20 protein-coding genes are annotated in these 22,856 nt (G+C 74.9%); 8 read left to right on the top strand and 12 right to left on the bottom strand.

Annotation, left to right across the window (positions count from 1 at the left end; genetic code table 11):
- The first annotated feature begins 37 nt into the window (after positions 1–37).
- Entirely contained in the window at positions 38–1,807 is a 1,770-nt protein-coding gene (locus ACI79R_RS20815) for an SCO7613 C-terminal domain-containing membrane protein (RefSeq protein ID WP_456575580.1), read from the top strand.
- A gap of 6 nt (positions 1,808–1,813) precedes the next feature.
- Here the strand turns inward: ACI79R_RS20815 and ACI79R_RS20810 are convergent, their stop codons facing one another.
- From ACI79R_RS20810 to ACI79R_RS20765, 10 genes are all read right to left on the bottom strand, one after another.
- A complete protein-coding gene (locus ACI79R_RS20810) occupies positions 1,814–2,380 on the bottom strand; it encodes a GNAT family N-acetyltransferase (protein WP_456575579.1) in 567 nt (188 codons plus the stop codon).
- A 116-nt stretch (positions 2,381–2,496) separates the two neighbouring features.
- Positions 2,497–2,916 carry a metal-sulfur cluster assembly factor gene (locus ACI79R_RS20805; RefSeq protein ID WP_456575578.1) on the bottom strand — a complete coding sequence of 140 codons (420 nt, stop codon included), beginning with the start codon at positions 2,914–2,916 and terminating at the stop codon, positions 2,497–2,499.
- Entirely contained in the window at positions 2,913–3,392 is a 480-nt protein-coding gene (gene sufU / locus ACI79R_RS20800; protein WP_456575577.1) for a Fe-S cluster assembly sulfur transfer protein SufU, read from the bottom strand. Before sufU ends, ACI79R_RS20805 begins: the two co-directional genes overlap by 4 nt.
- Position 3,393: 1 nt before the next feature.
- Positions 3,394–4,734, bottom strand: coding sequence for a cysteine desulfurase (locus ACI79R_RS20795; RefSeq protein WP_456575576.1), 1,341 nt, complete (start codon positions 4,732–4,734; stop codon positions 3,394–3,396).
- Positions 4,731–5,552 (bottom strand): Fe-S cluster assembly ATPase SufC, encoded by an 822-nt coding sequence (gene sufC / locus ACI79R_RS20790; protein ID WP_456575575.1) that lies wholly within the window; start codon positions 5,550–5,552, stop codon positions 4,731–4,733. Before sufC ends, ACI79R_RS20795 begins: the two co-directional genes overlap by 4 nt.
- 9 nt (positions 5,553–5,561) lie before the next feature.
- Entirely contained in the window at positions 5,562–5,909 is a 348-nt protein-coding gene (locus ACI79R_RS20785) for a non-heme iron oxygenase ferredoxin subunit (RefSeq protein ID WP_456575574.1), read from the bottom strand.
- Positions 5,906–7,234 (bottom strand): Fe-S cluster assembly protein SufD, encoded by a 1,329-nt coding sequence (gene sufD, locus ACI79R_RS20780; protein WP_456575573.1) that lies wholly within the window; start codon positions 7,232–7,234, stop codon positions 5,906–5,908. The genes ACI79R_RS20785 and sufD overlap by 4 nt, the downstream gene beginning before the upstream one ends.
- The gene (gene sufB, locus ACI79R_RS20775) at positions 7,234–8,676 is read right to left on the bottom strand and encodes a Fe-S cluster assembly protein SufB (protein WP_456575572.1); all 1,443 of its coding nucleotides are present in this window, start codon (positions 8,674–8,676) and stop codon (positions 7,234–7,236) included. Before sufB ends, sufD begins: the two co-directional genes overlap by 1 nt.
- Entirely contained in the window at positions 8,673–9,515 is an 843-nt protein-coding gene (locus ACI79R_RS20770; RefSeq protein ID WP_456575571.1) for a helix-turn-helix transcriptional regulator, read from the bottom strand. Before ACI79R_RS20770 ends, sufB begins: the two co-directional genes overlap by 4 nt.
- A 94-nt stretch (positions 9,516–9,609) precedes the next feature.
- On the bottom strand, positions 9,610–12,141 hold the full coding sequence (locus ACI79R_RS20765) for an ATP-dependent Clp protease ATP-binding subunit (RefSeq protein ID WP_456575570.1): 2,532 nt from the start codon (positions 12,139–12,141) through the stop codon (positions 9,610–9,612).
- A gap of 103 nt (positions 12,142–12,244) precedes the next feature.
- Between ACI79R_RS20765 and ACI79R_RS20760 the strand changes: the two genes are divergently transcribed.
- Positions 12,245–13,189, top strand: coding sequence for a COX15/CtaA family protein (locus tag ACI79R_RS20760; protein WP_456575569.1), 945 nt, complete (start codon positions 12,245–12,247; stop codon positions 13,187–13,189).
- A gap of 93 nt (positions 13,190–13,282) precedes the next feature.
- Here the strand turns inward: ACI79R_RS20760 and ACI79R_RS20755 are convergent, their stop codons facing one another.
- A complete protein-coding gene (locus ACI79R_RS20755; RefSeq protein ID WP_456575568.1) occupies positions 13,283–14,197 on the bottom strand; it encodes a heme o synthase in 915 nt (304 codons plus the stop codon).
- 289 nt (positions 14,198–14,486) lie between these two features.
- Here ACI79R_RS20755 and tkt point away from each other — a divergent pair, with 289 nt between their 5' ends.
- The 6 genes from tkt (at position 14,487) to ACI79R_RS20725 (ending at position 22,311) form a co-directional block, all read left to right on the top strand.
- On the top strand, positions 14,487–16,700 hold the full coding sequence (tkt, locus tag ACI79R_RS20750; protein WP_456575567.1) for a transketolase: 2,214 nt from the start codon (positions 14,487–14,489) through the stop codon (positions 16,698–16,700).
- Between the two features lie 28 nt (positions 16,701–16,728).
- Positions 16,729–17,835, top strand: coding sequence for a transaldolase (tal, locus tag ACI79R_RS20745; protein WP_456575566.1), 1,107 nt, complete (start codon positions 16,729–16,731; stop codon positions 17,833–17,835).
- Positions 17,836–17,986: 151 nt separating this feature from the next.
- On the top strand, positions 17,987–19,504 hold the full coding sequence (gene zwf, locus ACI79R_RS20740; RefSeq protein ID WP_456575565.1) for a glucose-6-phosphate dehydrogenase: 1,518 nt from the start codon (positions 17,987–17,989) through the stop codon (positions 19,502–19,504).
- 40 nt (positions 19,505–19,544) lie between these two features.
- Positions 19,545–20,642: a glucose-6-phosphate dehydrogenase assembly protein OpcA gene (locus ACI79R_RS20735; RefSeq protein WP_456575564.1), complete on the top strand. Its 1,098-nt coding sequence runs from the start codon at positions 19,545–19,547 to the stop codon at positions 20,640–20,642.
- Positions 20,639–21,454 (top strand): 6-phosphogluconolactonase, encoded by an 816-nt coding sequence (gene pgl, locus ACI79R_RS20730; RefSeq protein ID WP_456575563.1) that lies wholly within the window; start codon positions 20,639–20,641, stop codon positions 21,452–21,454. The genes ACI79R_RS20735 and pgl overlap by 4 nt, the downstream gene beginning before the upstream one ends.
- Before the next feature lie 68 nt (positions 21,455–21,522).
- Positions 21,523–22,311: a PIG-L deacetylase family protein gene (locus ACI79R_RS20725; protein WP_456575562.1), complete on the top strand. Its 789-nt coding sequence runs from the start codon at positions 21,523–21,525 to the stop codon at positions 22,309–22,311.
- A gap of 123 nt (positions 22,312–22,434) precedes the next feature.
- On the opposite strand, the gene ACI79R_RS20720 is transcribed toward ACI79R_RS20725, so the two are convergent.
- Positions 22,435–22,764 (bottom strand): hypothetical protein, encoded by a 330-nt coding sequence (locus tag ACI79R_RS20720; protein WP_456575561.1) that lies wholly within the window; start codon positions 22,762–22,764, stop codon positions 22,435–22,437.
- Between the last annotated feature and the right edge of the window lie 92 nt (positions 22,765–22,856).

The raw sequence follows: 22,856 nt of genomic DNA, 5'->3' as shown, positions 1-22,856 counted from the left end.
AGCGTGGACCGGTCGGCCGCGACGCGAGGAGGTGGCAGTGACCGCTCCGCCACCCCTGCCCTACCGCGCCCGCCCGACGCAGGTGCTGCTCACCGTCGGGGCGGTGCTGGTCGTCTGCGCCGGTGCGGCGACCGCCGCCCGCACCGGCGGCCCGGTCGCCCGCGGGTCGGTGCTGCTGCTCGCGGTCGCGGCGGGCGGCCTGTCCGCCTGGAGCTCCCGGGTGCGGCTGCGCAGCACCCGGGAGGCGCTCGCCGCGGCGGCGGTCGCGCTCACCCTGGTGGCGACGGCCGAGGAGCCCGCCCTGTCGGGCAGCCCCGCCACGCCGGTCCTCCTCGCGGCCGCCCTCGCCGGCATCGCCCGTCTCCAGCCCGGGCCGCTGGCGTGGCCGCTGGGCGCCTGGGCCGCGTTCCAGCTCGCCGCCCTGCGGCTGCTGGAGGGGGTCGCCGACGGGCCGGTGCGCACCGCCGCCCTGCTGACCGTCGCGCTGACCGGCCTCGTCGTCACCCTCGCCGCCCGGCGGCCGCTCGCCCGCATCGTGCTGGTCACCACCGCCCCGTGGTGGCTCGCCGGTGTGCTGGGCGGCGCCACGACCGCCTGGAGCGACGGCGGACCGGCGGGGTGGGCCTCCGCGGCGCTGACGGTCGCGGCCGCCGCGGGCCTGCTGGTGGTGCGGCTGGAGCCCGCCGTCGAGGGGCTGACCGGCCCGCCGGCCGCCGTTCCCGTGCTGTCGGGGGCGGTGGCCGGGACGGCGGTCGCCGGCGCGCTGTCGGCCGGCACCGGCACCGTGGTGGTCGCCGGCTACCTGGGGGTGCTGCTCGCCGCCGTCGCCGCGGCCACGCTGGAGGGCTGGCGCCGCGGCCTGCTCCTGCCCGCGGCCGTCACCGCCGGCGCCACCCTGGTCACCGTCTCGGTGGTGCAGCTGGTCGGGTCCGGCTCGTGGCGCGGGCTCGTGCTGCTGCTGGTGCTCACCGCGGTGCCCAGCGCCTGGGTCGCGGTGCGGCGGGCCGACGAGCGGCCGGTGGCGGTGCCCACCGCGGTCGGCTGCCTGGCGGCCGCGGCGCTGGTGGCCGTGCCCGGCGACCTGACCGGGCCGGCCGGGGCCGCCGCCGCGCTCACCGGCCTGTACGGCGCGACCCTGGTCGCCGGGGGCGCCCTCGCGGCGGAGACCCGGCGACCCACCACCGGCGCCGGGGTGGTCTGCGCGGTCGCGGCCGTCGGGCTGGTGCTCGCCGACGGCGACCGCCGGCTGATGGCCGCCCACCTGGCCGTGCAGGGCGCGCTCGCCGTCGGGGTGGCCTGGACCGCCCGCAGCGGGGCCGAGGCCGCCGCCGCCCGCGGCGCGGGGTCGGTCGAGCTGGTGCTCGCGGCGTGGACCACCGCCGCGCTGGCCGGCGCGCGGTTCGCGGAGATCGAGGCGTACACGCTGACCGCCGCCGCGGGGCTGCTGCTGGCGGCCGGGCCGCGGCTGCGCACCGGACCGTCGGGGCCGGCCTGGGGGCCGGGACTGCTCGTGGCCGCGGTGCCGTCGACGGTGCTGGCCGTGACCGCGCCCGGAGCGCTGCGGCCGGTGCTGGTGCTGGTCGCCGCGGCGCTGGCGATGGCCGGCGGCGCGCGGTGGTCGCTGCGGGCACCGCTGGTCATCGGGGCGGTCACGGCGGTGGCCCTGGGGCTCGGCCTGGCCGCGGTCGCGCTGCCGCTGCCGGTCACCGGCGCCCTCGCCGTGGGGGTCGCGCTGCTGGCCCTCGGCGCGCGCCGGGAGCTGCGGCCGGCCGGCGGGTCCGGTGCCCGGCTGGCCGACCTGCGCTGAGCGGGCTCAGGGCCCGAACAGCACCTCCGCCCCCACCGGCCGGTAGCCGGCGGCGAGGAAGGCGCGCAGCGAGGCGGTGTTGGCCGGCGCGACCTGCGCCCACAGGGGTGCGCCGTCGGGCACGAACCCCGGCGCCGCGGCGGCCAGCGCCGTGCCGAGGCCGCGCCCGCGGGCGGCCGGGTCGACCTCCAGGCTCACCTCCCACCGACCGGCGACCCCGCGGCCGACGATCAGCACGCCGGCGTCGTCGGGGGTGGCCCACACCCGCACGTCGCTGCGGTGCAGGTGCGCGCGGGCCACCCGCGGGTGGTCGCCGGCCTCGGCGGGGCGCAGGTCCAGCCCGGCGCCCGCGGGTGACGGCAGCGCCACCAGCACGGCGTCGACCACACCGGGCTCGTAGCCCACGCGGTCGCCCAGCGCGGCCAGGAAGCGGGCGCCCAGAGGCGCGGCCAGCGGGTCGTGCGCGACGGCGGCGGCCACCCACGCGGGGTCGACGTCGGCGGCGACCACGTGCCACGCGGTGCCACCGACGACGACTGCCCGCGCCCCGGGAGGCGCGGGCAGGACGGTCACGCTGGCGTCCGCCGGCGGCTGGTGACCGTCGGCGATCCAGGCCAGCAGCCCCGCGAGGCCCCCTTCCAGGGCCCCGACCTGAGCGTGCGAAGGGCGGGGAGGAAGGGGGTCCTTCCTCACACGCGGAAGCCGAGGGCGCGCAGCTGCTCGCGGCCGTCGTCGGTGATCTTGTCCGGACCCCACGGCGGCATCCAAACCCAGTTGATCCGCAGGTCGTCGACCAGCCCGGGGCCGGGGCCGCCGACCAGCGCGGCGCGCGCCTGGTCCTCGATGACGTCGGTCAGCGGGCAGGCCGCCGAGGTGAGCGTCATGTCGATGACCGCGACGCTGTTCTCGCCGGAGTCGTCGACGTCGATGCCGTAGACCAGGCCCAGGTCGACGACGTTGACCCCCAGCTCGGGGTCGACGACGTCGCGCATGGCCTCCTCGACGTCCTCGAGCAGCGCGGTCTTGTACGCCGGCAGCGCGGCCGGCGCCTCGCCGGAGCCGGTGTCGACGGCGGTGTCGGGCGTGGTGTTCTCGGTGATCTCGCTCATGCCTGCTGGCCTCCAGCCGGGGCGGTGTCGGACACGGACAGGGCTCGGGCGCTGGCGTCCTTGAGCGCCATCCAGCTCATGAGGGCGCACTTGATCCGGGCCGGGTACTTCGAGACGCCGGCGAACGCGACGGCGTCCTCCAGCTCGTCCTCGAGCTCCTCGGCGACGGAGGCGTCGCCCTTGCTCTGCATCAGCGTCATGAACCGGTCGCCGGTGTGCAGCGCCTCGGGCACGGTGCGGCCGACGACGAGGTCGTACATCGCCGACACCGACGCCTGGCTGATCGAGCAGCCCATCCCCTCGTAGGAGACGTCGGCGATCGTCTCGCCGTCCAGGTGCACGCGGAGGGTGACCTCGTCGCCGCAGGTCGGGTTCACGTGGTGGACCTCGGCCTCGAACGGTTCCCGCAGGCCGCGGCCGTGGGGGTTCCGGTAGTGGTCCAGGATGATGTCCTGGTACATCGACTCCAGCTGCATCTCAGCCCGCCCTGTTCTCCGATGGCACGGAGGGTGCAACGCCGAAGAAGCGCTGGGCTTCCCGGATTCCGTCGGCGAGCGCGTCGACGTCGTCGTACCCGGTGTGCACGTAGAACGTCGCGCGGGTGGTGGCCGGGACGCCGTAGCGGCGCACGACCGGCCAGGCGCAGTGGTGGCCGACGCGGACGGCGATGCCGAGGTCGTCGAGCACCTGGCCGACGTCGTGCGGGTGGATGCCCTCGACGGTGAAGGAGATCGCCCCGCCGCGGGCCACGGTGTCGGGCGGGCCGACCACGGTGACGCCGGGGATCTGCGCCAGCTGCTCGAGGGCGTAGGCGGTGAGCGCCTCCTCGTGCGCCTGCACCTTGTCCATGCCCAGGCGCTGCAGGTACTCGACGGCCGCGCCGAGGCCGATGGCCTGGGCGGTCATCGGGACGCCGGCCTCGAAGCGCTGCGGCGGCGGCATGAAGGTGCTGCCCTCCATGCGCACGACCTCGATCATCGACCCGCCGGTGAGGAACGGCGGCAGCGCGTCGAGGACGTCGTAGCGGCCCCAGAGGACGCCGATCCCGGTGGGGCCGAGCATCTTGTGCCCGGAGAACACCAGGAAGTCCGCGCCCAGCTCGGTCACGTCGACCGGCTGGTGCGGCACCGACTGCGCGCCGTCGACCAGCACCAGCGCACCGACCTCGCGGGCCCGGGCGACGATGTCGGCCAGCGGGTTGATCGTGCCCAGGATGTTGGACTGCTGGGTGACCGCGACGAGCTTGGTGCGCTCGGTGACCACGGTGGCCAGGTCGGCCAGGTCGAGCCGGCCGTCGTCGGTGAGGCCCAGCCAGCGCAGGGTCGCCCCGGTGCGCTCGCACAGCTGCTGCCAGGGCACCAGGTTGGCGTGGTGCTCCATCTCGGTCACGACGATCTCGTCGCCCTGGCCGACGGCGTACCGGCGGAAGGCCGGCTCCTTGGCGGTGGCCGCGTTCGACAGCGCGTAGGCGACCAGGTTGATCGCCTCGGTCGAGTTGCGGGTGAAGACGACCTCGTCGGTGCGCGCACCGATGAAGCCGGCGATGGTGGCGCGGGCCTGCTCGTAGGCGCCGGTGGCCTCCTCGGCCAGCTGGTGCGCGCCGCGGTGCGGAGCGGCGTTCACCGTCTCGTAGAACCAGCGCTCGGCGTCCAGGACGCTGCGCGGCTTCTGCGAGGTGGCGCCGGAGTCGAGGTAGACCAGCCGCTTCCCGTCGCGGACGGTGCGCGACAGGATCGGGAAGTCCGCGCGGATCGCCTCGACGTCCAACGGCAGGGGCGTGCGCGCCCCGGCACCGGGACGCGAGACGGTCTGGGTCATGACTCGGCACCCTCCGCGGTGCCCTTGACGTAGCTGGCGTAGCCCTCGTTCTCGAGCTTCTCGGCGAGCTCGGGGCCGCCCTCCTCGACGACCCGGCCGGCGACGAAGACGTGCACGAAGTCGGGCTTGATGTAGCGCAGGATCCGCGTGTAGTGGGTGATCAGCAGGACGCCGACCTGGCCCTCCTCGCGGGTGCGGTTGACGCCCTCGGAGACGATCCGCAGCGCGTCGACGTCGAGGCCGGAGTCGGTCTCGTCGAGGATCGCGATGCGCGGCTTGAGCAGCCGCATCTGCAGGATCTCGTGGCGCTTCTTCTCACCGCCGGAGAAGCCCTCGTTGACGTTGCGCTCGGCGAACGCCGGGTCCATCTCCAGCGCGGCCATCTCGCTGCGGACGTCCTTGACCCAGGTGCGCAGCTTGGGGGCCTCGCCCTTGACGGCGGTGGCGGCGGTGCGCAGGAAGTTGCTCACCGAGACGCCGGGCACCTCGACCGGGTACTGCATGGCGAGGAACAGCCCGGCGCGGGCCCGCTCGTCGACGCTCATCGCGAGGACGTCCTCGCCGTCGAGGGTCACCGTGCCGCCGGTGATCGTGTACTTGGGGTGCCCGGCGATCGAGTAGGCCAGGGTGGACTTGCCCGACCCGTTGGGGCCCATGATCGCGTGGGTCTCGCCCGCGCGGACGGTGAGGTCGACGCCGCGGAGGATCTCCTTGGCCTCGTCGCCCTCGCCGACGCTGACGTGCAGGTCGCGGATCTCCAGCACCGAGCCAGCGCCGGCGGCCCCGCCGCCGGGGGTGGTCTGCGTGTCGACGGACACTCTCGCTCCTCAGTTTCCGGCCGCGGCGCGGAGGGTCGCGGCGACGTCGACCAGGACGTCGTCGCCCTCCACCCGGACCGGGTAGACGGACACCGGCTCGGTGGCCGGCAGGTTGGTGGGCTCGCCGGTGCGCAGGTCGAAGCAGGACCCGTGCAGCCAGCACTCGATGGTGGGGACGCCGTCGGTCACCTCGACGTCGCCCTCGGAGAGGGCGACCTCGGCGTGCGAGCAGAGGTCCTCGAGGGCGTACAGCTCTCCCCCGCTGCGGACGACGGCGACGTCGACGTCCCGCAGCTCGACGCGCAGCGCGCCGGCCTCCGGGACGTCGGCGACGGCGCACACCCGCTGGAAGCTCATGCCGGCTGCTCCACCGGCTGCTCGTCGAGCGCGGGCAGGGCACCCAGACGCGCCTCGATGGAGGCCATCAGGCGGTCCTGCAGGTCGGGCAGCCCGATGTGCTGGACGACGTCGGCGAAGAAGCCGCGCACCACCAGGCGGCGGGCGGTCTCGGCGTCGATGCCGCGCGAGCACAGGTAGAACAGCTGCTCGTCGTCGAACCGGCCGGTGGCGCTGGCGTGGCCGGCCCCGACGATCTCGCCGGTCTCGATCTCCAGGTTGGGCACCGAGTCGGCGCGGGCGCCGTCGGTGAGCACCAGGTTGCGGTTGAGCTCGTAGGTGTCGGTGCCGATCGCCTGCGGGCGGATGCGGACGTCGCCGACCCACACCGTGTGCGCCTCCTCGCCCTGCAGCGCGCCCTTGTAGAGGACGTTGCTGCGGCAGTGCGGCACCGCGTGGTCGACCCAGAGCCGGTGCTCCTGGTGCTGGGTCTCGTCGGCGAAGTAGACGCCGTAGAGCTCGGCGGTGCCGCCGGGACCGGCGTACCGCACGTTGCTGACCAGGCGCACCAGGTCGCCGCCCAGGGTGACCACGACCTGCTTCACGGTGGCGTCGCGGCCCACGACGGTGTCGTACTGGCCGCCGTGCAGCGCGCCCGGCGCCCAGTCCTGCACCGAGACGACGGTGACCTGCGCGCTGTCGCCGGCGCGCACGGTGACCCCGCCGGAGTAGCGGGCCAGGCCGGAGTGGTCGAGCACGACGGTGGCGCGGGCGAACGGGCCGACCTCGACGACCAGCTGGCCCCAGACGACGTCCTCGCCGCCGGTGCCGCGCAGGGCGAGCACGACCGGCCGGTCGAGGTCGGCCTCGGCCGGCACCCGGACGACGGTCGCGCCGCCGGCGTGCCGCCGGGTCAGCGCGGCCAGCCGGTCGACCGGCTCGGGCAGGCCCTCGAGCAGCGGGTCGCCGGCCGCGACGGTGGTGAGCTCGACGCCGTCGGGGAGGTCGGTCTCCCACCGCGGGCGCGCACCGGTGTCGGTGCCGCGCAGCAGCGGGCGGACCCGGCGCATCGGGGTGAAGCGCCAGTCCTCCTCGCGGCCGCTCGGCTCGCCGAACGCGTCGGGGTCGGGAGAGGTGAACCGCTCGGCCGGGGAGCCGGTGGGCACCGGGCCGCCGTGCGAGTGGGCGCCGGGCGCGGCGTCGCCGGCCGTCCCGGTGCCCGGGGCCGGGGTGGTCGGCGGGCCGGCCTGCGCACCCACGCCGGGGGCGAAGAGCTCGCCGGCGAGGGTGGCGGGCGCGACCGCGACGTCCTCGGTGGTGGTGCTGTTCTCAGCGCTGGCCGACATCAGCCGACGGCACCTTCCATCTGCAGCTCGATCAGGCGGTTGAGCTCGAGGGCGTACTCCATGGGCAGCTCGCGGGCGATCGGCTCGACGAAGCCGCGCACCACCATCGCCATGGCCTCGTCCTCGGTCATGCCGCGGCTCATGAGGTAGAAGAGCTGGTCCTCGCTGACGCGGGAGACGGTCGCCTCGTGCCCCATGGCGACGTCGTCCTCGCGGACGTCGACGTAGGGGTAGGTGTCCGACCGGCTGATCGCGTCGACCAGCAGCGCGTCGCACTTCACCGTCGACTTCGAGCCGTGCGCGCCCTCGTCGATCTGCACCAGCCCGCGGTAGGAGGTGCGGCCACCGCCGCGCGCGACCGACTTGCTGACGATCGTCGAGGAGGTGTTCGGCGCGGCGTGCACCATCTTGGCGCCGGCGTCCTGGTGCTGGCCCTCGCCGGCGAAGGCGATGGAAAGCACCTCGCCCTTGGCGTGCTCGCCGGTCATCCAGACCGCCGGGTACTTCATGGTGACCTTGGAGCCGAGGTTGCCGTCGATCCACTCCATGGTCGCGCCCTCGTGGGCGACCGCCCGCTTGGTGACCAGGTTGTAGACGTTGTTCGACCAGTTCTGGATGGTCGTGTACCGGCAGCGCGCGTTCTTCTTGACGATGATCTCGACGACCGCGGAGTGCAGCGAGTCGCTCTTGTAGATCGGCGCGGTGCAGCCCTCGACGTAGTGCACGTAGGCGCCCTCGTCGACGATGATCAGCGTCCGCTCGAACTGGCCCATGTTCTCGGTGTTGATCCGGAAGTAGGCCTGCAGCGGGATCTCCACGTGGACGCCCTTGGGCACGTAGATGAACGACCCGCCGGACCACGTCGCGGTGTTCAGCGCGGCGAACTTGTTGTCGCCGGCCGGGATCACCGAGCCGAAGTACTCGCGGAAGAGGTCCTCGTGCTCCTTGAGCGCGGTGTCGGTGTCGAGGAAGAGGACGCCCTGCTCCTCGAGGTCCTCGCGGATCTTGTGGTAGACGACCTCGGACTCGTACTGGGCCGCGACACCGGCGATGAGCCGCTGCTTCTCCGCCTCGGGGATGCCCAGCTTGTCGTAGGTGTTCTTGATGTCCTCGGGCAGCTCGTCCCACGAGGTCGCCTGGGCCTCGGTCGAGCGCACGAAGTACTTGATGTTCTGGAAGTCGATGCCGGAGAGGTCCGAGCCCCAGTCGGGCATGGGCTTCCGGTCGAAGATCTTGAGGGCCTTGAGCCGCCGCTCGAGCATCCACTCGGGCTCGTTCTTGCGGCGCGAGATGTCCCGGACGACGTCCTCGTCGATCCCGCGGCGGGCGGAGGCCCCGGCCACGTCGGCGTCAGCCCAGCCGTACTGGTACCGGCCGAGCTGCTCGATCTGCTCGTCCTGCGTCAGCGGCGTGCTGCTCACCGGCTGCTGGGTGCTGGTCATGCGGGCGTCCTCTCCCGGTCGCTCGAGGGGGTGCTGGTGGACGGTGCGGTGCGCGGGTGCCGCGCTGCTCGCTCACCCGGTACAGGGCGCGCGGGGGTCGATCTGTTCCCCGCGCGCGTGTGAGGCAGGTCGGTGGAGCGGGTCGGTCCCGGGATGTGCGTGGTGCACACCCCGTCGCCGTGGGCGATGGTCGCCAGCCGCTGGACGTGGGTGCCGACCAGGCGGCCGATGACCGCCGTCTCGGCCTCGCAGAGCTGCGGGAACTCCGCGGCCACGTGCGCGACCGGGCAGTGGTGCTGGCACAGCTGCCCGCCGCTGGCGATCACCGAGGCCGCCGCAGCGTAGCCCTCGGCGGTCAGCGCCCCGGCCAGGGCCTGCGCCCGGTGGATGGCGCGGTCCTGGGCGGCCGGCGGCGCGGCCGAGGCGGCCTCGTCGACGGCGGCGGAGCAGCGCTGCTCGAGGCCGGCGAGCTGGGCCTCGGCGACGGCGCGGACGGCGTCGGGGCCCTGCGAGGCGGCGATGTGCCGCAGCGCGGTCAGGGCCAGGTCGTCGTAGGCGTGCGGGAACGTCGAGCGGCCGGCGTCGGTCAGGTGGAACCGCCGGGCCGGGCGGCCGCGGCCCCGCTGGGCGCCGGTGGCCTGCCGCTCCTCGACCCGGCCGGTGGCGACCAGCGCGTCGAGGTGCCGCCGGACGGCGGACGGCGAGACGCCGAGCCGGCCGGCCAGCTCGGCCGCGGTCTGGGGGCCGTGCTCCAGCAGCAGCGCGGTGACGCGCTGCCGGGTGCGCCCGTCGTCGGCGGTCGCCGACGGCCGGGCGGGGTGCACCAGCTCGCTTTCCACAACACGATTGTGACCTATTTCCGGCAGGCTGCAACCACCGGGTCCCGGGGAGCGGCCGGCCGTGACCGGACCCACACCCCGGGACCCCGACCGCTCAGGCCTGCCCGGCCTCCGCCGCCGCCCGGTCGCCGGCCGGCTCGAAGGACAGGGCGCCGTCCGCGACGGTCACCCGCACCCGCTGCCCCTTGCGGATCCGGCCGTCCAGCAGCAGCCGGGACATCGGGTTGTCGACCTCGCGCTGGATCACCCGGCGCAGCGGCCGGGCGCCGAACTCCGGCTGGTGCCCCCGCTCGGCCAGCCAGTCGACCGCGGCGTCGTCGAACTCCAGCTCGACGTCCTGGGCGGCCATCCGCCGGCGGGTCTCCCCCAGCAGCAGGTCGGTGATCCGGCGCAGCTGCTCGGGTTCGAGGGCCTGGAAGACGACGATCTCGTCGATCCGGTTGAGGAACTCGGGGCGGAAGGACTCGCGCAGCCGCCGCATCACCTGGTCGCGCAGCGCGTCGCCGGCCGAGCCCGCCCCGAAGCCCAGCGGCTGGCGGCGGCCCACGACCAGCTCGGACCCCAGGTTGCTGGTCATGATCACCACGGTGTTCTTGAAGTCGACCGTGCGGCCCTGCGAGTCGGTCAGCCGCCCGTCGTCCAGCACCTGCAGCAGGGTGTTGAAGACGTCGGGGTGGGCCTTCTCGATCTCGTCGAGCAGGACCACGGAGTAGGGCCGCCGGCGGACCGCCTCGGTCAGCTGCCCGGCGTCCTCGTAGCCGACGTAGCCGGGCGGCGAGCCCACCAGCCGGCTGACGGTGTGCCGTTCCTGGAACTCGCTCATGTCCAGCCGGATCATCCGGTCCTCGTCGCCGAACAGCGCCTCGGCCAGCGCCCTGGCCAGCTCGGTCTTCCCGACGCCGGTGGGGCCCAGGAACAGGAAGCTGCCGATCGGCCGGTCGGGGTCGGCCAGGCCCACCCGGGAGCGGCGCACCGCCTCGGCGACGACGGCGACCGCCTCGTCCTGGCCGATCACCCGCCGGTGCAGGTGCTCCTCCAGGCCGAGCAGCCGCTGCATCTCCTCCTGGGTGAGCTGGCTGACCGGGATGCCGGTGGAGCGGGACACGACCTCGGCGATGTCGGCGACCTCGACGCAGGGCACGCCGGCGTCCCCGCCGCCGCGCGCCTGCTCCAGCCGCTGCGTCGCCTCGGCGAGGGCGTCGCGCAGCTCGACGGCCCGCTCGTACTGCTCGGCGGCGACCGCCTGGTCCTTCTCCCGCTGCAGCCGCGCGACCTCCTGCTCGAGCCCGCGCAGGTCCGTGGGCGGGGTCTTCACCCGGCGGCGCACCCGGGCGCCGGCCTGGTCGATCAGGTCGATCGCCTTGTCCGGCAGGTGCCGGTCGGGGACGTACCGGTCGGACAGCTCGACCGCGGCCACCAGCGCCTCGTCGGTGAAGCGCACCTGGTGGTGGGCCTCGTAGCGGTCGCGCAGGCCGCGGAGGATCTCCACGGCGTCCTCGACGCCGGGCTCGGGCACGAGGATCGGCTGGAACCGGCGCTCCAGGGCGGCGTCCTTCTCGATGTTGCGGCGGTACTCGTCGAGCGTCGTGGCCCCGATGATGTGCAGCTCCCCGCGGGCCAGCGCGGGCTTGAGCATGTTCCCCGCGCCGCCGGAGCCCTCGGACGCGCCGGCGCCGACGACGGTGTGCAGCTCGTCGATGAAGGCGATGACCTCGTCGCTGTGCTCGCGGATCTCGTCGATGATCTTCTTCAGCCGCTCCTCGAAGTCGCCGCGGTACCGGGTGCCAGCGACCAGGCCGGTCAGGTCGAGCTCGACGACGCGGCGGCCGCGGAGGGTCTCGGGCACCTCGTCGGCGGCGATCTGCGCGGCGATGCCCTCGACGATCGCGGTCTTGCCGACGCCGGCCTCCCCGATGAGCACCGGGTTGTTCTTGCGGCGGCGGGAGAGCACCTCGAGGGTCTGCTCGATCTCCTCCTCGCGGCCGACGACGGGGTCGAGCTTGCCGTCGCGGGCCATCTCGGTGAGGTCGCGGCCGAACTCGTCCAGCGTCGGGGTGGACGACGGCGGCCGGCCCGGGCTGCCCTGCCCGGCACCGGCGCCGCCGCCCCCGCCGCCCCCGGTCGCGGCCTGCTGCAGCGCCTCCGGCGTGACGCCGAGCGCGCGCAGCACCTGCCCACCGGGGGACTCGGGGTTGACCGCCATCGCGAACAGCAGGTGCTCCGGGCCGATGTAGGTCGAGCCCAGCGCCCGGGAGACCTGGTGGGCGTCGAGCAGCACCCGCTTGGCCGCGGGGGTGAGCACCGGCGGCTCCTCCCGGGGCTCGCCGCGCGGCGGCACGCCGTCCAGCTGCCGCCGCAGGGCGTCGGGATCGGCGCCGGCCCGGGACAGCAGGCTCCGCGTCGGTTCGTCGTCGGTCATGGCCCAGAGCAGGTGGTGGGTGTCGAGGTCGGGGCTGCCGGTCCCGGCGGCGTGGTGGGCCGCGGCCGACACGAGCCGGCGGCCGTGCTCGCTGAGCAGCTGGCCGATGTCGATGCGCCGGGGGCCGCGCTGGCCGCCCCCACCCAGGTAGCGCGCGAAGAACTCGTCGAAGGGGCTGCCGAAGCCGCCGGGGAATCCGCTGGTCATGCCACTCGATCCGTCGGAGGACGTGACCCACCGCTCACTGCTGGGCGGCGGGGAGGGTCGCCGACGGCCCTACCCCGCTCCCCCGACCACCTAGCATCGGACCGTGCCGGTCCTGCCCGCCTCGTTCTCCCCCGCCGTCATCTCCCGCCTGGCGCTGGCCAACGTCGTCGCCAACGGCGCGATCGTGGTCACCGGGGGCGTGGTCCGCCTCACCGGGTCGGGCCTGGGCTGCCCCACCTGGCCGCGGTGCACCGAGGACAGCTTCGTCACCACGCCGGAGATGGCCGGGCACGGCCTGATCGAGTTCGGCAACCGGCTGCTCACCTTCGTGCTGACCGTGGTGGCGGTCGCCGTCCTCGTGGCGGTGTGGCGCTCGGCCCGGCGGGACCTGCGGCCGCTGGCGGTGCTGACCTTCCTCGGCATCCCGCTCCAGGCGGCCATCGGCGGGGTCACCGTCCTCACCGGGCTGAACCCGTGGACCGTGGCCGTCCACTTCCTCGTGTCCACCGCCCTGGTCGCGCTGTCGACCGTGCTGTGGCTGCGCTCCCGCGAGCCCGGCGTGGGCCAGCTCCTGGTGCGCCGCCCGGTGGCGCTGCTGATCGGCGGGATCGCCGCGGTCAGCGCGCTGGTGCTGGTGCTCGGCACGATCGTGACCGGCAGCGGCCCGCACAGCGGCGACCTCGACGACTCCGGCGTCCCGACCGGTGACCGCATGGGCTTCGACCCCGAGACGGTCAGCCAGCTGCACGCCGACGCCGTCTTCCTGCTCGTCGGGCTGACCATCGCGCTGCTGGTCGCCCTGCACGCCATGGACACCGCCGGCCGGGTGCGCCGGGCGGCCCGCGACCTGCTGGTCGTGCAGCTGGCCCAGGGCGTCGTCGGCTTCGTGCAGTACTTCACGCACCTGCCGGTCGTGCTGGTGCTGCTGCACATGCTGGGCGCGGTGGTGCTGACCGCCTACACCGCGCGGCTGGTGTGGTCGGTGCGCGGACCGGCGTCGGAGCTGCCGCTGGACGACGCCGTCCGCCAGGTGCCCGCCACCCGCTGACCCGTCACCCGGCACCCGGGCAGTGCGCGGTCCGGGCCCGATCCGGCGCCGGAGCGGGCCCGGAGCGCACAGCGCCCGCGACGCCGGGGACGACTAGAGCAGGACGTCGATCGCGATGGCGACCGACAGCAGCGTCATGTGCGTGATCGACACCGTGAACAGCCGCATCGGGCGGTCGGGCTCGGCGCTCTGGATCCGGCGCAGCCACTGGTGGGACTCGATCACGTACCAGGCACCCAGCGCGCCGCCGCCGATCGCGAAGGCCCAGCCCAGCACGGGGGTGATCGACCCCATGAGCAGGGTCGCCCCCAGCGTGCCCCATGCCCACGCCACCGACTGGCGACCGACGCTCGCCGGGCCGGCGACCACCGACAGCATCGGGACGCCGACCCGCGCGTAGTCCTCGCGGTAGCGGCTGGCCAGGGCCCAGAAGTGGGGCATCTGCCAGCAGAAGACGATGGCGAAGAAGGCGACGGCGGGCCAGTCCAGCGAGCCGGTCACCGCGGCCCACCCGATGAGCACCGGCGCGGCCCCGGGCAGGCCACCGAAGACGGTGTTGTGCCTGGTCCGGCGCTTGAGCACCATCGTGTAGACGATGGAGTAGGCGAGGATCGCCACGGCCGTGAGCGCGGTGGCCAGCGGCGTCGTGGCCACCCACATCAGCGTGAGCGACGCGGCGGCCAGGACGACGCCGAACACCAGCGCGGCCCGCGGGGAGATCAGCCCGGAGGGGATCGGCCGGTCCCGCGTGCGGGACATCAGCCGGTCGATGTCGCGGTCGTACCAGCAGTTGACGACGTTGGCCGCGCCGGCCGCGAGGGTGCCGCCGACCATGGTGGCCACTACCAGGCCCCAGGAGGGCCAGCCGTCGGCGGCGAGCATCATCGCCGGCAGGGTGGTGACCAGCAGCAGCTCGACCAGCTTGGGCTTGGTCAGCGCGACGTAGCCCGCCACCACGCGGGAGAACCGGCGCGCGTCGACGGCGGGGCGTTCCGAGAGCGCCGTCACCGGGAGCCCTCCGCCGTCGCCGGGCCGGGCACCGGGCGGGCAGACAGCACGGGGGTCCCTTCGGCGGGGAGATGCAGAACGGACCAACTGTAGCCCGCGGGCCGCCGCGCACCGGGCGTGGATGACTAGGGTCTGGTCACGTTGATGCTGCGGGCGCAGCGGGTAGGGCCGACGTCGACGAGGACGGGCGCTGCACCGCCGCCGCTCCGCGCACCGTCGTCCGCCCGGGAGCGGCCCGCCGGCCGCCCGGACGGCCCACCAGGCCCGACCCGAGGGAGCACGCAAGCACATGGGAACGCAGAGCACCGCGCCCGAGGCCCCGGCTGAAGCTGCCACCGACAGCCCGACCGGGGACCCTCGCCAGCCGAACCCGACGCTGCCCGACGGCTTCGGCGAGCTCGACCGCCGGGCCATCGACACCGCGCGGGTGCTGGCGATGGACGCCGTCCAGAAGGTCGGCAACGGCCACCCCGGCACCGCGATGAGCATGGCCCCCACGGCCTACCTGCTCTTCCAGAAGTGGCTGCGGCACGACCCCACCGACCCGAACTGGACCGGCCGCGACCGCTTCGTGCTGTCCATGGGGCACTCGAGCCTGACCCTGTACGTGCAGCTGTACCTCTCCGGCTACGGGCTGGAAATCGAGGACCTCCAGGCGCTGCGCACGTGGGGGTCGCTGACCCCCGGCCACCCCGAGGTCAACCACACCCCCGGCGTCGAGACGACGACCGGCCCCCTGGGCCAGGGCGTCGGCAACGCCGTCGGCATGGCGATGGCCGCCCGCCGCGAGCGCGGCCTGTTCGACCCCGACGCCCCCGAGGGCGAGAGCCTGTTCGACCACACGATCTGGGCCTTCTGCTCCGACGGCGACCTCGAGGAGGGCGTCAGCGCGGAGGCCTCGTCGCTGGCCGGCACCCAGCGGCTGGGGAACCTGGTGCTCGTCTACGACGACAACAAGATCTCCATCGAGGACGACACGAACGTCGCCTTCACCGAGGACGTCGGCAAGCGCTACGAGGCCTACGGCTGGCACGTCCAGCACGTGGACGACGGCGAGGACCTCGCCGCCGTCGACGCCGCCTTCGCCGCGGCCAAGGCCGAGACCGGCCGCCCGTCGCTCATCGTCCTGCGCACCATCATCGGCTGGCCGGCGCCCACCAAGCAGAACACCGGCGCCGCGCACGGCTCCGCGCTCGGCGAGGACGAGGTGCGCGCCACCAAGGAGGTGCTCGGCTTCGACCCCGGGCAGAGCTTCGAGGTCGCGCCCGAGGTCATCGCGCACGCCCGCGAGGTGACCGAGCGCGGCCGGCAGGCGCACGCCGAGTGGGACGAGCGCTTCGCCGCCTGGCAGCAGGCCAACCCCTCCGGCGCCGCGCTGCTCGAGCGCATGTCCAGCCGCACGCTGCCCGACGGCTGGGCCGACGCGCTGCCGTCGTGGGACGCCGACCCCAAGGGCGTGGCCACCCGCAAGGCCTCCGGCGAGGTGCTCGCCGCCCTGTACCCGGTGCTGCCCGAGCTGTGGGGCGGCTCGGCCGACCTCGCGGAGAGCAACAACACCGCGGTCAAGGGCGAGCCGTCGTTCCTGCCCGCCGACCGCCAGACCAAGATGTGGAGCGGCGGCCCCTACGGGCGCACGCTGCACTTCGGCGTCCGCGAGCACGCCATGGGCGCGGTCATGAACGGCATCGCGCTGCACGGCGGCACCCGCGTCTACGGCGGCACCTTCCTCACCTTCTCCGACTACATGCGCGGCGCCGTCCGCCTGGCCGCGCTGATGCAGCTGCCGGTGATCTACGTGTGGACGCACGACTCCATCGGCCTCGGCGAGGACGGCCCGACCCACCAGCCGATCGAGCACTTCGCGGCGCTGCGGGCCATCCCGGGGCTGGACGTCGTCCGGCCGGCCGACGCCAACGAGGTCGCCGTCGCCTGGCGCACGGTGCTGGAGAACAACGACCGCCCGGCCGGCCTGCTGCTGTCCCGGCAGAACCTGCCAGTGTTCGACCGGTCGCAGTTCGCCTCGGCCGAGGGCACCGCACGGGGCGCGTACGTGCTGGCCGACGCCTCGAACGGCCGGCCGGAGGTGATCCTCCTCGGCACCGGCTCGGAGGTTCAGATCGCGGTGGCCGCGCGCGAGCGGCTGGAGGCCGACGGCGTCCCGACCCGCGTGGTGTCGGTGCCGTGCGTGGAGTGGTTCGCCGACCAGGACCAGGTTTACAAGGACGAGGTGCTCCCGCCCGCGGTCCGGGCGCGGGTCAGCGTCGAGGCCGGGGTGCCGATGGGCTGGCGCGAGTTCGTCGGCGACGCCGGCCGGATCGTCGGCCTCACCCACTACGGCGCCAGCGCCGCCTACTCCGTCCTCTACGAGAAGTTCGGGCTCACCGACGAGGCCGTCGTCGCCGCCGCCCGCGAGAGCATCGAGGCGGCCGCCGCCGGGCCCGGCGTCCCCGCCGGTCCCGTCGCGGCCACCGGCGGCCTCCCCCACCCCACCGGCGACAAGTAGACCGCGAACCCATCGAGGAAGGGCTGTCATGGCACAGAACGAGAAGCTGGCCGAGCTGTCGGCCGCGGGGGTCGCCGTCTGGCTCGACGACCTGTCCCGCGACCGGATCCGCAGCGGCAACCTGCAGTCGCTGGTCGACGAGCACTCCGTCGTCGGCGTCACCACCAACCCGACGATCTTCGCCGCGGCGATCAGCGGGTCGGAGTCCTACGACGACCAGCTGCACGCCCTGGCGGTGCGCGACGTCAGCGTCGAGGAGGCGCTGCGCACCATCACCGCGGCCGACGTCCGCGACGCCTGCGACCTGCTGGCCCCCATCGCGCAGCGGCAGCCCGGCGACGGCCGGGTCTCGCTGGAGGTGGCCCCCGGCCTGGCGCACGACACCGACGCCACCGCGGCCGAGGCCGCGCACCTGTGGTGGCTGGTCGACCGGCCCAACCTGTACATCAAGATCCCGGCGACCGAGGCCGGGCTGCCGGCCATCGCCACCTCGATCGGCCGCGGCATCAGCGTGAACGTCACCCTGATCTTCAGCCTCGAGCGCTACCGCAAGGTCATGGACGCCTACCTCGACGGCCTCGAGCAGCGCCTGGCCGACGACCCCGACGCCGACCTGTCGGGTATCGCGTCGGTGGCGTCGTTCTTCGTGTCCCGCGTGGACAGCGAGATCGACAAGCGGCTGGAGAAGGCCGGTGCCGACGCCTCGCTGAAGGGCAAGGCGGCGCTGGCCAACGCCCAGCTGGCCTACCAGGCCTACGAGGAGGTCTTCTCCTCCGACCGCTGGAAGGCGCTGGAGGCCAAGGGTGCCCGCCCGCAGCGGCCGCTGTGGGCCTCGACCGGGGTCAAGAACCCCGACTACCCCGACACCCTGTACGTCAGCGAGCTCATCGCCCCCGGCACCGTGAACACGATGCCGGAGAAGACGCTCATGGCCTACGCCGACCACGGCAGCCCTGGCACGCCGGTGCAGAAGACCTACGACGAGGCCGCCGCGGTGATGCGGTCGATCGCCGACGCCGGCGTCGACCTCGACGACGTCTTCCGCGTCCTCGAGGAGGAGGGCGTGCAGAAGTTCGTCGACTCGTGGGACGAGCTGACGACGTCGGTCGAGCAGGAGCTGAAGGACAAGAAGTGAGACCCCGGCCGGGTCGCGGCGGGCACGCCGCGACCCGGCCCGGGGTGCCCCCGCTGAGCCCTCCCGGCGAGGATCAGCCGCAGGACTCCCCCGCCGTCCGGTCCACCGCCGGGCCGATCGACGGCGTCCCCTCCGACCTCGAGGACGGACCATGATCGTCAACCCGCTGCGGGATCCGCGGGACCGGCGGCTGCCGCGGGTGCCGGACCCGTGCGCCCTGGTGGTGTTCGGCATCACCGGCGACCTGGCGCGCAAGAAGCTGCTGCCGGCCGTGTACGACCTGGCCAACCGCGGGTTGCTGCCGACCAACTTCGCGCTGCTGGGCTTCGCCCGCCGCGACTGGGGCGACCAGGACTTCGCCGAGCTGGCCCGCGACGCCGCCCGCAAGGCCGCCCGCACGCCGTGGCGCGAGGAGGTGTGGGAGCGGCTGGCCGGCAGCGTCCGGTTCGTCCAGGGGTCCTTCGACGACGACAACGCCTTCGACGAGCTGTCCGCCGCGCTGGGCGAGCTCGAGGGCAGCCACGGCATCGGCGGCAACGCCGCGTTCTACCTGTCGATCCCGCCGGCGATGTTCCCGGTGGTGCTCAAGCAGATGCAGCGCACCGGCATGGCCGAGACCACCCCCGACCGCTGGCGCCGCGTGGTGGTCGAGAAGCCGTTCGGCACCGACCTGGCCTCCAGCCGCGAGCTCAACGAGCTGGTCGACTCGGTGTTCGGCCCGGACGACGTCTTCCGGATCGACCACTACCTGGGCAAGGAGACGGTCCAGAACCTGCTGGCCCTGCGGTTCGCCAACACGCTGTTCGAGCCGATCTGGAACGGCCACCACGTCGACTCGGTGCAGATCACCATGGCCGAGGACGTCGGCATCGGCGGCCGGGCCGGGTTCTACGAGAAGACCGGCGCGGCGCGGGACGTGCTGCAGAACCACCTGCTGCAGCTGCTGGCGCTGACCGCCATGGAGGAGCCGGTCGAGTTCTCCGCCGAGGAGATCCGCACCGAGAAGCTCAAGGTGCTGCGGGCGGTCTCGCTGCCCGAGGACATGCACACCGCCGCCGTCCGCGGTCAGTACGAGCAGGGCTGGCTGGCCGGCCAGCGGGCCATCGGCTACCGCCAGGAGGAGGGCGTGGCCGACGACTCCACCACCGAGACCTACGCCGCGGTCCGCCTCGGCGTGGAGACCCGCCGCTGGGCCGGGGTGCCGTTCTACCTGCGGACGGGCAAGCGGCTGCCCCGCCGGGTCACCGAGATCGCGCTGGTCTTCAAGCGCGCGCCGCACCTGCCCTTCGCCGACACCGACACCGAGGAGCTGGGCAACAACCAGCTCGTCGTCCGGGTGCAGCCCGACGAGGGGGTCACCCTCAAGTTCGGGTCGAAGGTGCCGGGCAGCGTCATGGAGGTCCGGGACGTCTCCATGGACTTCCTCTACGGCGAGCAGTTCACCGAGACCAGCCCCGAGGCCTACGAGCGGCTGCTGCTCGACGTCCTCCTGGGCGACGCCACGCTCTTCCCCCGCAACGCCGAGGTCGAGGCGTCCTGGGCGGTCATCGACCCGCTCGAGGAGTTCTGGGCGGGCAGCAGCCCGCACCCGTACCGCGCCGGCGAGTGGGGGCCGCGGGCGGCCGACGAGATGCTCGCCGCCGAGGGCCGCCGGTGGCGCCGGCCATGAGCGGCACCGCCCGGCCCACCGACCGAGACGAGGAGACCCCGTGACCACCCTCTGGGACACCACCGGTTCGGCCGTGGTCAAGGAGCTGGCCGCCCAGCGGCGCACCGGCGGGGCGGTCCTCTCCGGCGTCGCCCTGACGCTGGTCGTGGTCGCCGACGAGGCCCGCGTGGCCGAGGCCGAGGAGGCCGCCACCGCCGCCGCCGAGCAGCACCCCTGCCGCATCCTCGTGGTGGTGCGCCGGCAGATCGACGCGCCGCTGCCCCGGCTCGACGCCGAGGTGCTCATCGGCGGCCGGCTGGGCCCCGGCGAGGCCGTCGTCATGCGCATGTACGGCCGGCTGGCGCTGCACGCCGAGTCGGTGGTCCTGCCGCTGCTGGCCGCCGACGCCCCGGTGGTCACGTGGTGGCACGCGGCACCGCCGGAGCGGATGTCCACCGACGCGCTCGCGGTCTTCGCCGACCGCCGGATCACCGACAGCTCGATCGCCGAGGACCACCTGGCCGCGCTGCGCACCCGCGCGGCCGACTACGCCCCCGGTGACACCGACCTCTCCTGGACCCGCATCACCGCGTGGCGCTCCACCCTCACCTCGACGCTCGACGCGGTCTCCGGCCGCCGCGGTGACTCGGTGCGGGTGCAGGGCGGCCGGGTCGAGGGGGACGCGGGGAACGCGTCGGCGCAGCTGCTGGCGGGCTGGCTGTCGTCGCGCTGCGGCTGTGCCGTCGAGGTGGCCCCGGCCGGCCGGCGCCCCGGCCCCAGCGGGGTCGACGCCGTCGTCCTGCAGCTGGACCAGGACGAGGAGGTGCGCATCGCCGCCGACCGGCGCGGCGGTGCCGTCGTCACCCAGCCCTACCGGCCCGACGCCACGGTGGCGCTGCCCGACCGGCCGCTGGGCGACCTGTTGGGCGAGGAGCTGCGCCGGCTGGACCCCGACGAGCCCTACGCCGAGGCGCTGGAGGCGGCCACCGGGATGACCGGCCTGGCCGACCGGTCGCCGGTCCGCGAGCACGTGTGGTTCGACCCGGCCCGGGGTCGAGGGGGCGACGGCGCCTCGGCGCCGACCGTGCCCGGTGACTCCGAGAACGCCGACGAGGTCGCCCAGAACGGGGAGCACGACGCGCAGGAGCCGGTCGCGTGAGCCTCTCCCCCGGCGACCGCATCGCCGCCTCGCTCGCCGACGGCGACCGCCCGGTGCCCGACGTGGTGGTCGAGCCCGACGCCGACCGGCTGGCCCGCGCGGTCGCCTCGGCCCTGGTCGCCCGGCTGGCGGCCGCCCAGGCGGTGCACGGGACGGCGTCGGTGGTGGTCACCGGCGGCGGCATCGGCACCGCGGTCCTCGAGCGGGTCGCCGCCCTGGCCGCCGAGCCCGAGCGCGAGCGGGTCGACTGGACGGCCGTCGACGTCTGGTGGGGCGACGAGCGCTTCGTGCCCGCCGGCGACCCCGAGCGCAACGAGGGCGGCGCGCGGCAGGCGCTGCTGGACCCGGTCGGGGTTCCTCCGGAGCGGGTGCACGCCATGCCGGCCTCCGACGCCGGGTTCGCCACCCCCGAGGACGCCGCCGCCTGGTACACCGAGCAGCTCGCCGCCGCCGCGACCGACGGCCCGCTCCCCCGCTTCGACGTCCTGCTGCTGGGCATGGGCCCCGAGGGGCACGTCGCGTCGATCTTCCCCGACTCGCCGGCCGCCCGGGACGAGCGCCCGGTGGTCGCCGTCCACGACTGCCCGAAGCCGCCGCCCACCCGGGTGAGCCTGGGCTTCACGGCGATCAACTCCGCCGAGGAGATCTGGCTGCTGGTGTCGGGCGAGGGCAAGGCCGAGGCGGTCGCCGCCGCGCTGTCCGGCGGGCTCTCCGGTGTCCAGTCGCCGGCCGCCGGCGTGCACGGCCGGCGGGCCACCCGCTGGCTGCTGGACGAGGCGGCCGCCTCGCAGCTGCCGCGCTCGGCCGGCTGACCCCGGCCTGAGCTGGGATCCCACCGGATCCCAAGCGCCCGTCAAGTCGGCCCGGACACGCTCCGGGCATGACGACGACAGGCACGACCACGGCCGGGCCCGCCCTCGCGCGGGACGTGCTGACCGACGTCCGCCCCGGCGACCGCTGGGTGGTGGCCGTCGCCCATCCCGACGACGAGTCCTTCGGCTGCGGGTCGATCATCGCCCGGGCCGCGTCGCTCGGCGCGGCGGTGACCGTCGTCTGCGCCACCCGCGGCGAGGCCGGCGAGGCGGTGCCCGGCACCCCCGCGGGCGACCTCGGGCGGGTGCGCGAGGCCGAGCTGCACCGGGCCGCCGAGGCGCTGGGCGCGGCCCGCGTCGAGCTGCTGGGGTACCGCGACTCCGGCTTCGACGGGCCGCTGGCCGACGGTGCGCTGTGCGCCGCCCCGGTGGACGACGTGGCCGGCGCGCTGGCCGCCGTGATCACGGGGACCGCGCCGCAGGTGGTCGTCGTCCTCGACGGCAGCGACGGCCACCGCGACCACCTGCACGTGCGCGCGGCCGTCCGCCGGGCGCTGACCGGGCTGCCCGGCCTACCGCGGCTGTACGAGCACTGCCTCCCCAACTCGCTGATGCGCCGGTGGCTGGACGAGATGCGCCGGCTGCGGCCGGACACCGCCTACCTCGGCCTCGACCCCGCCGCCCTCGGCCGCCTGGACGCGGAGGTGACCGACGTCCTCGACGTCTCCGCGGTGCTGGACCGCCGGGAGGCCGCGATCGCCGCGCACCGCAGCCAGGCCTCGCCGTTCGACGGGCTCAGCCCCGAGCTGCGCCGGGCCTTCCTCGCCACCGACTCCCTCGCCCGCGTCGACCTTTGATCCCCACCCCCGAGAAGGAGCACCTGCCATGAGCGCGACCCTCACCCTCGACCTGACCTCCAGCCTTCCGCTGCCCACGGAGCCGCGGCCGGCTCCCGTGCGCCGGCCGCACGACCGCGCCCGCTACTGGGACGTGGCGGAGGCGCGCTGGCGGACGTCGGGCAGCACCAGCCCGGCCAGCCCGGTGACCTGACCGACCAGCAGCGCCAGGGCGATCCGCAGCAGCGGGTCGACGGGCACCGCCACCACGGTCAGGGCGCCGGCGGCCGTGGCGAGGGCCCAGGCGGCCAGCAGCCGGTGGATCCGCTCCCGCACCAGGACCGCCTGGTTGACCAGGAGCGCGCCGGAGGCGAGCACCACGCCGGCGGCAACCACCGCCACGAACGCGGCCGACGGCCGGGCGCCGGCACCGAACAGCACCTCGATCGCCAGCGGGCCCACCAGGGCCCCCACCGGCGGGGGGGGGGGGGGGGGGGGGGGGGGGGGGGGGGGGGGGGGGGGGGGGGGGGGGGGGGTGGCGGCGGCACGGCGGGGGCTCAGCCCCC

Source organism: Blastococcus sp. SYSU D00820 (assembly GCF_054050695.1).
Note: the sequence above shows the minus strand (reverse complement) of the source record. Positions and strands in the feature narration are given on the sequence as shown.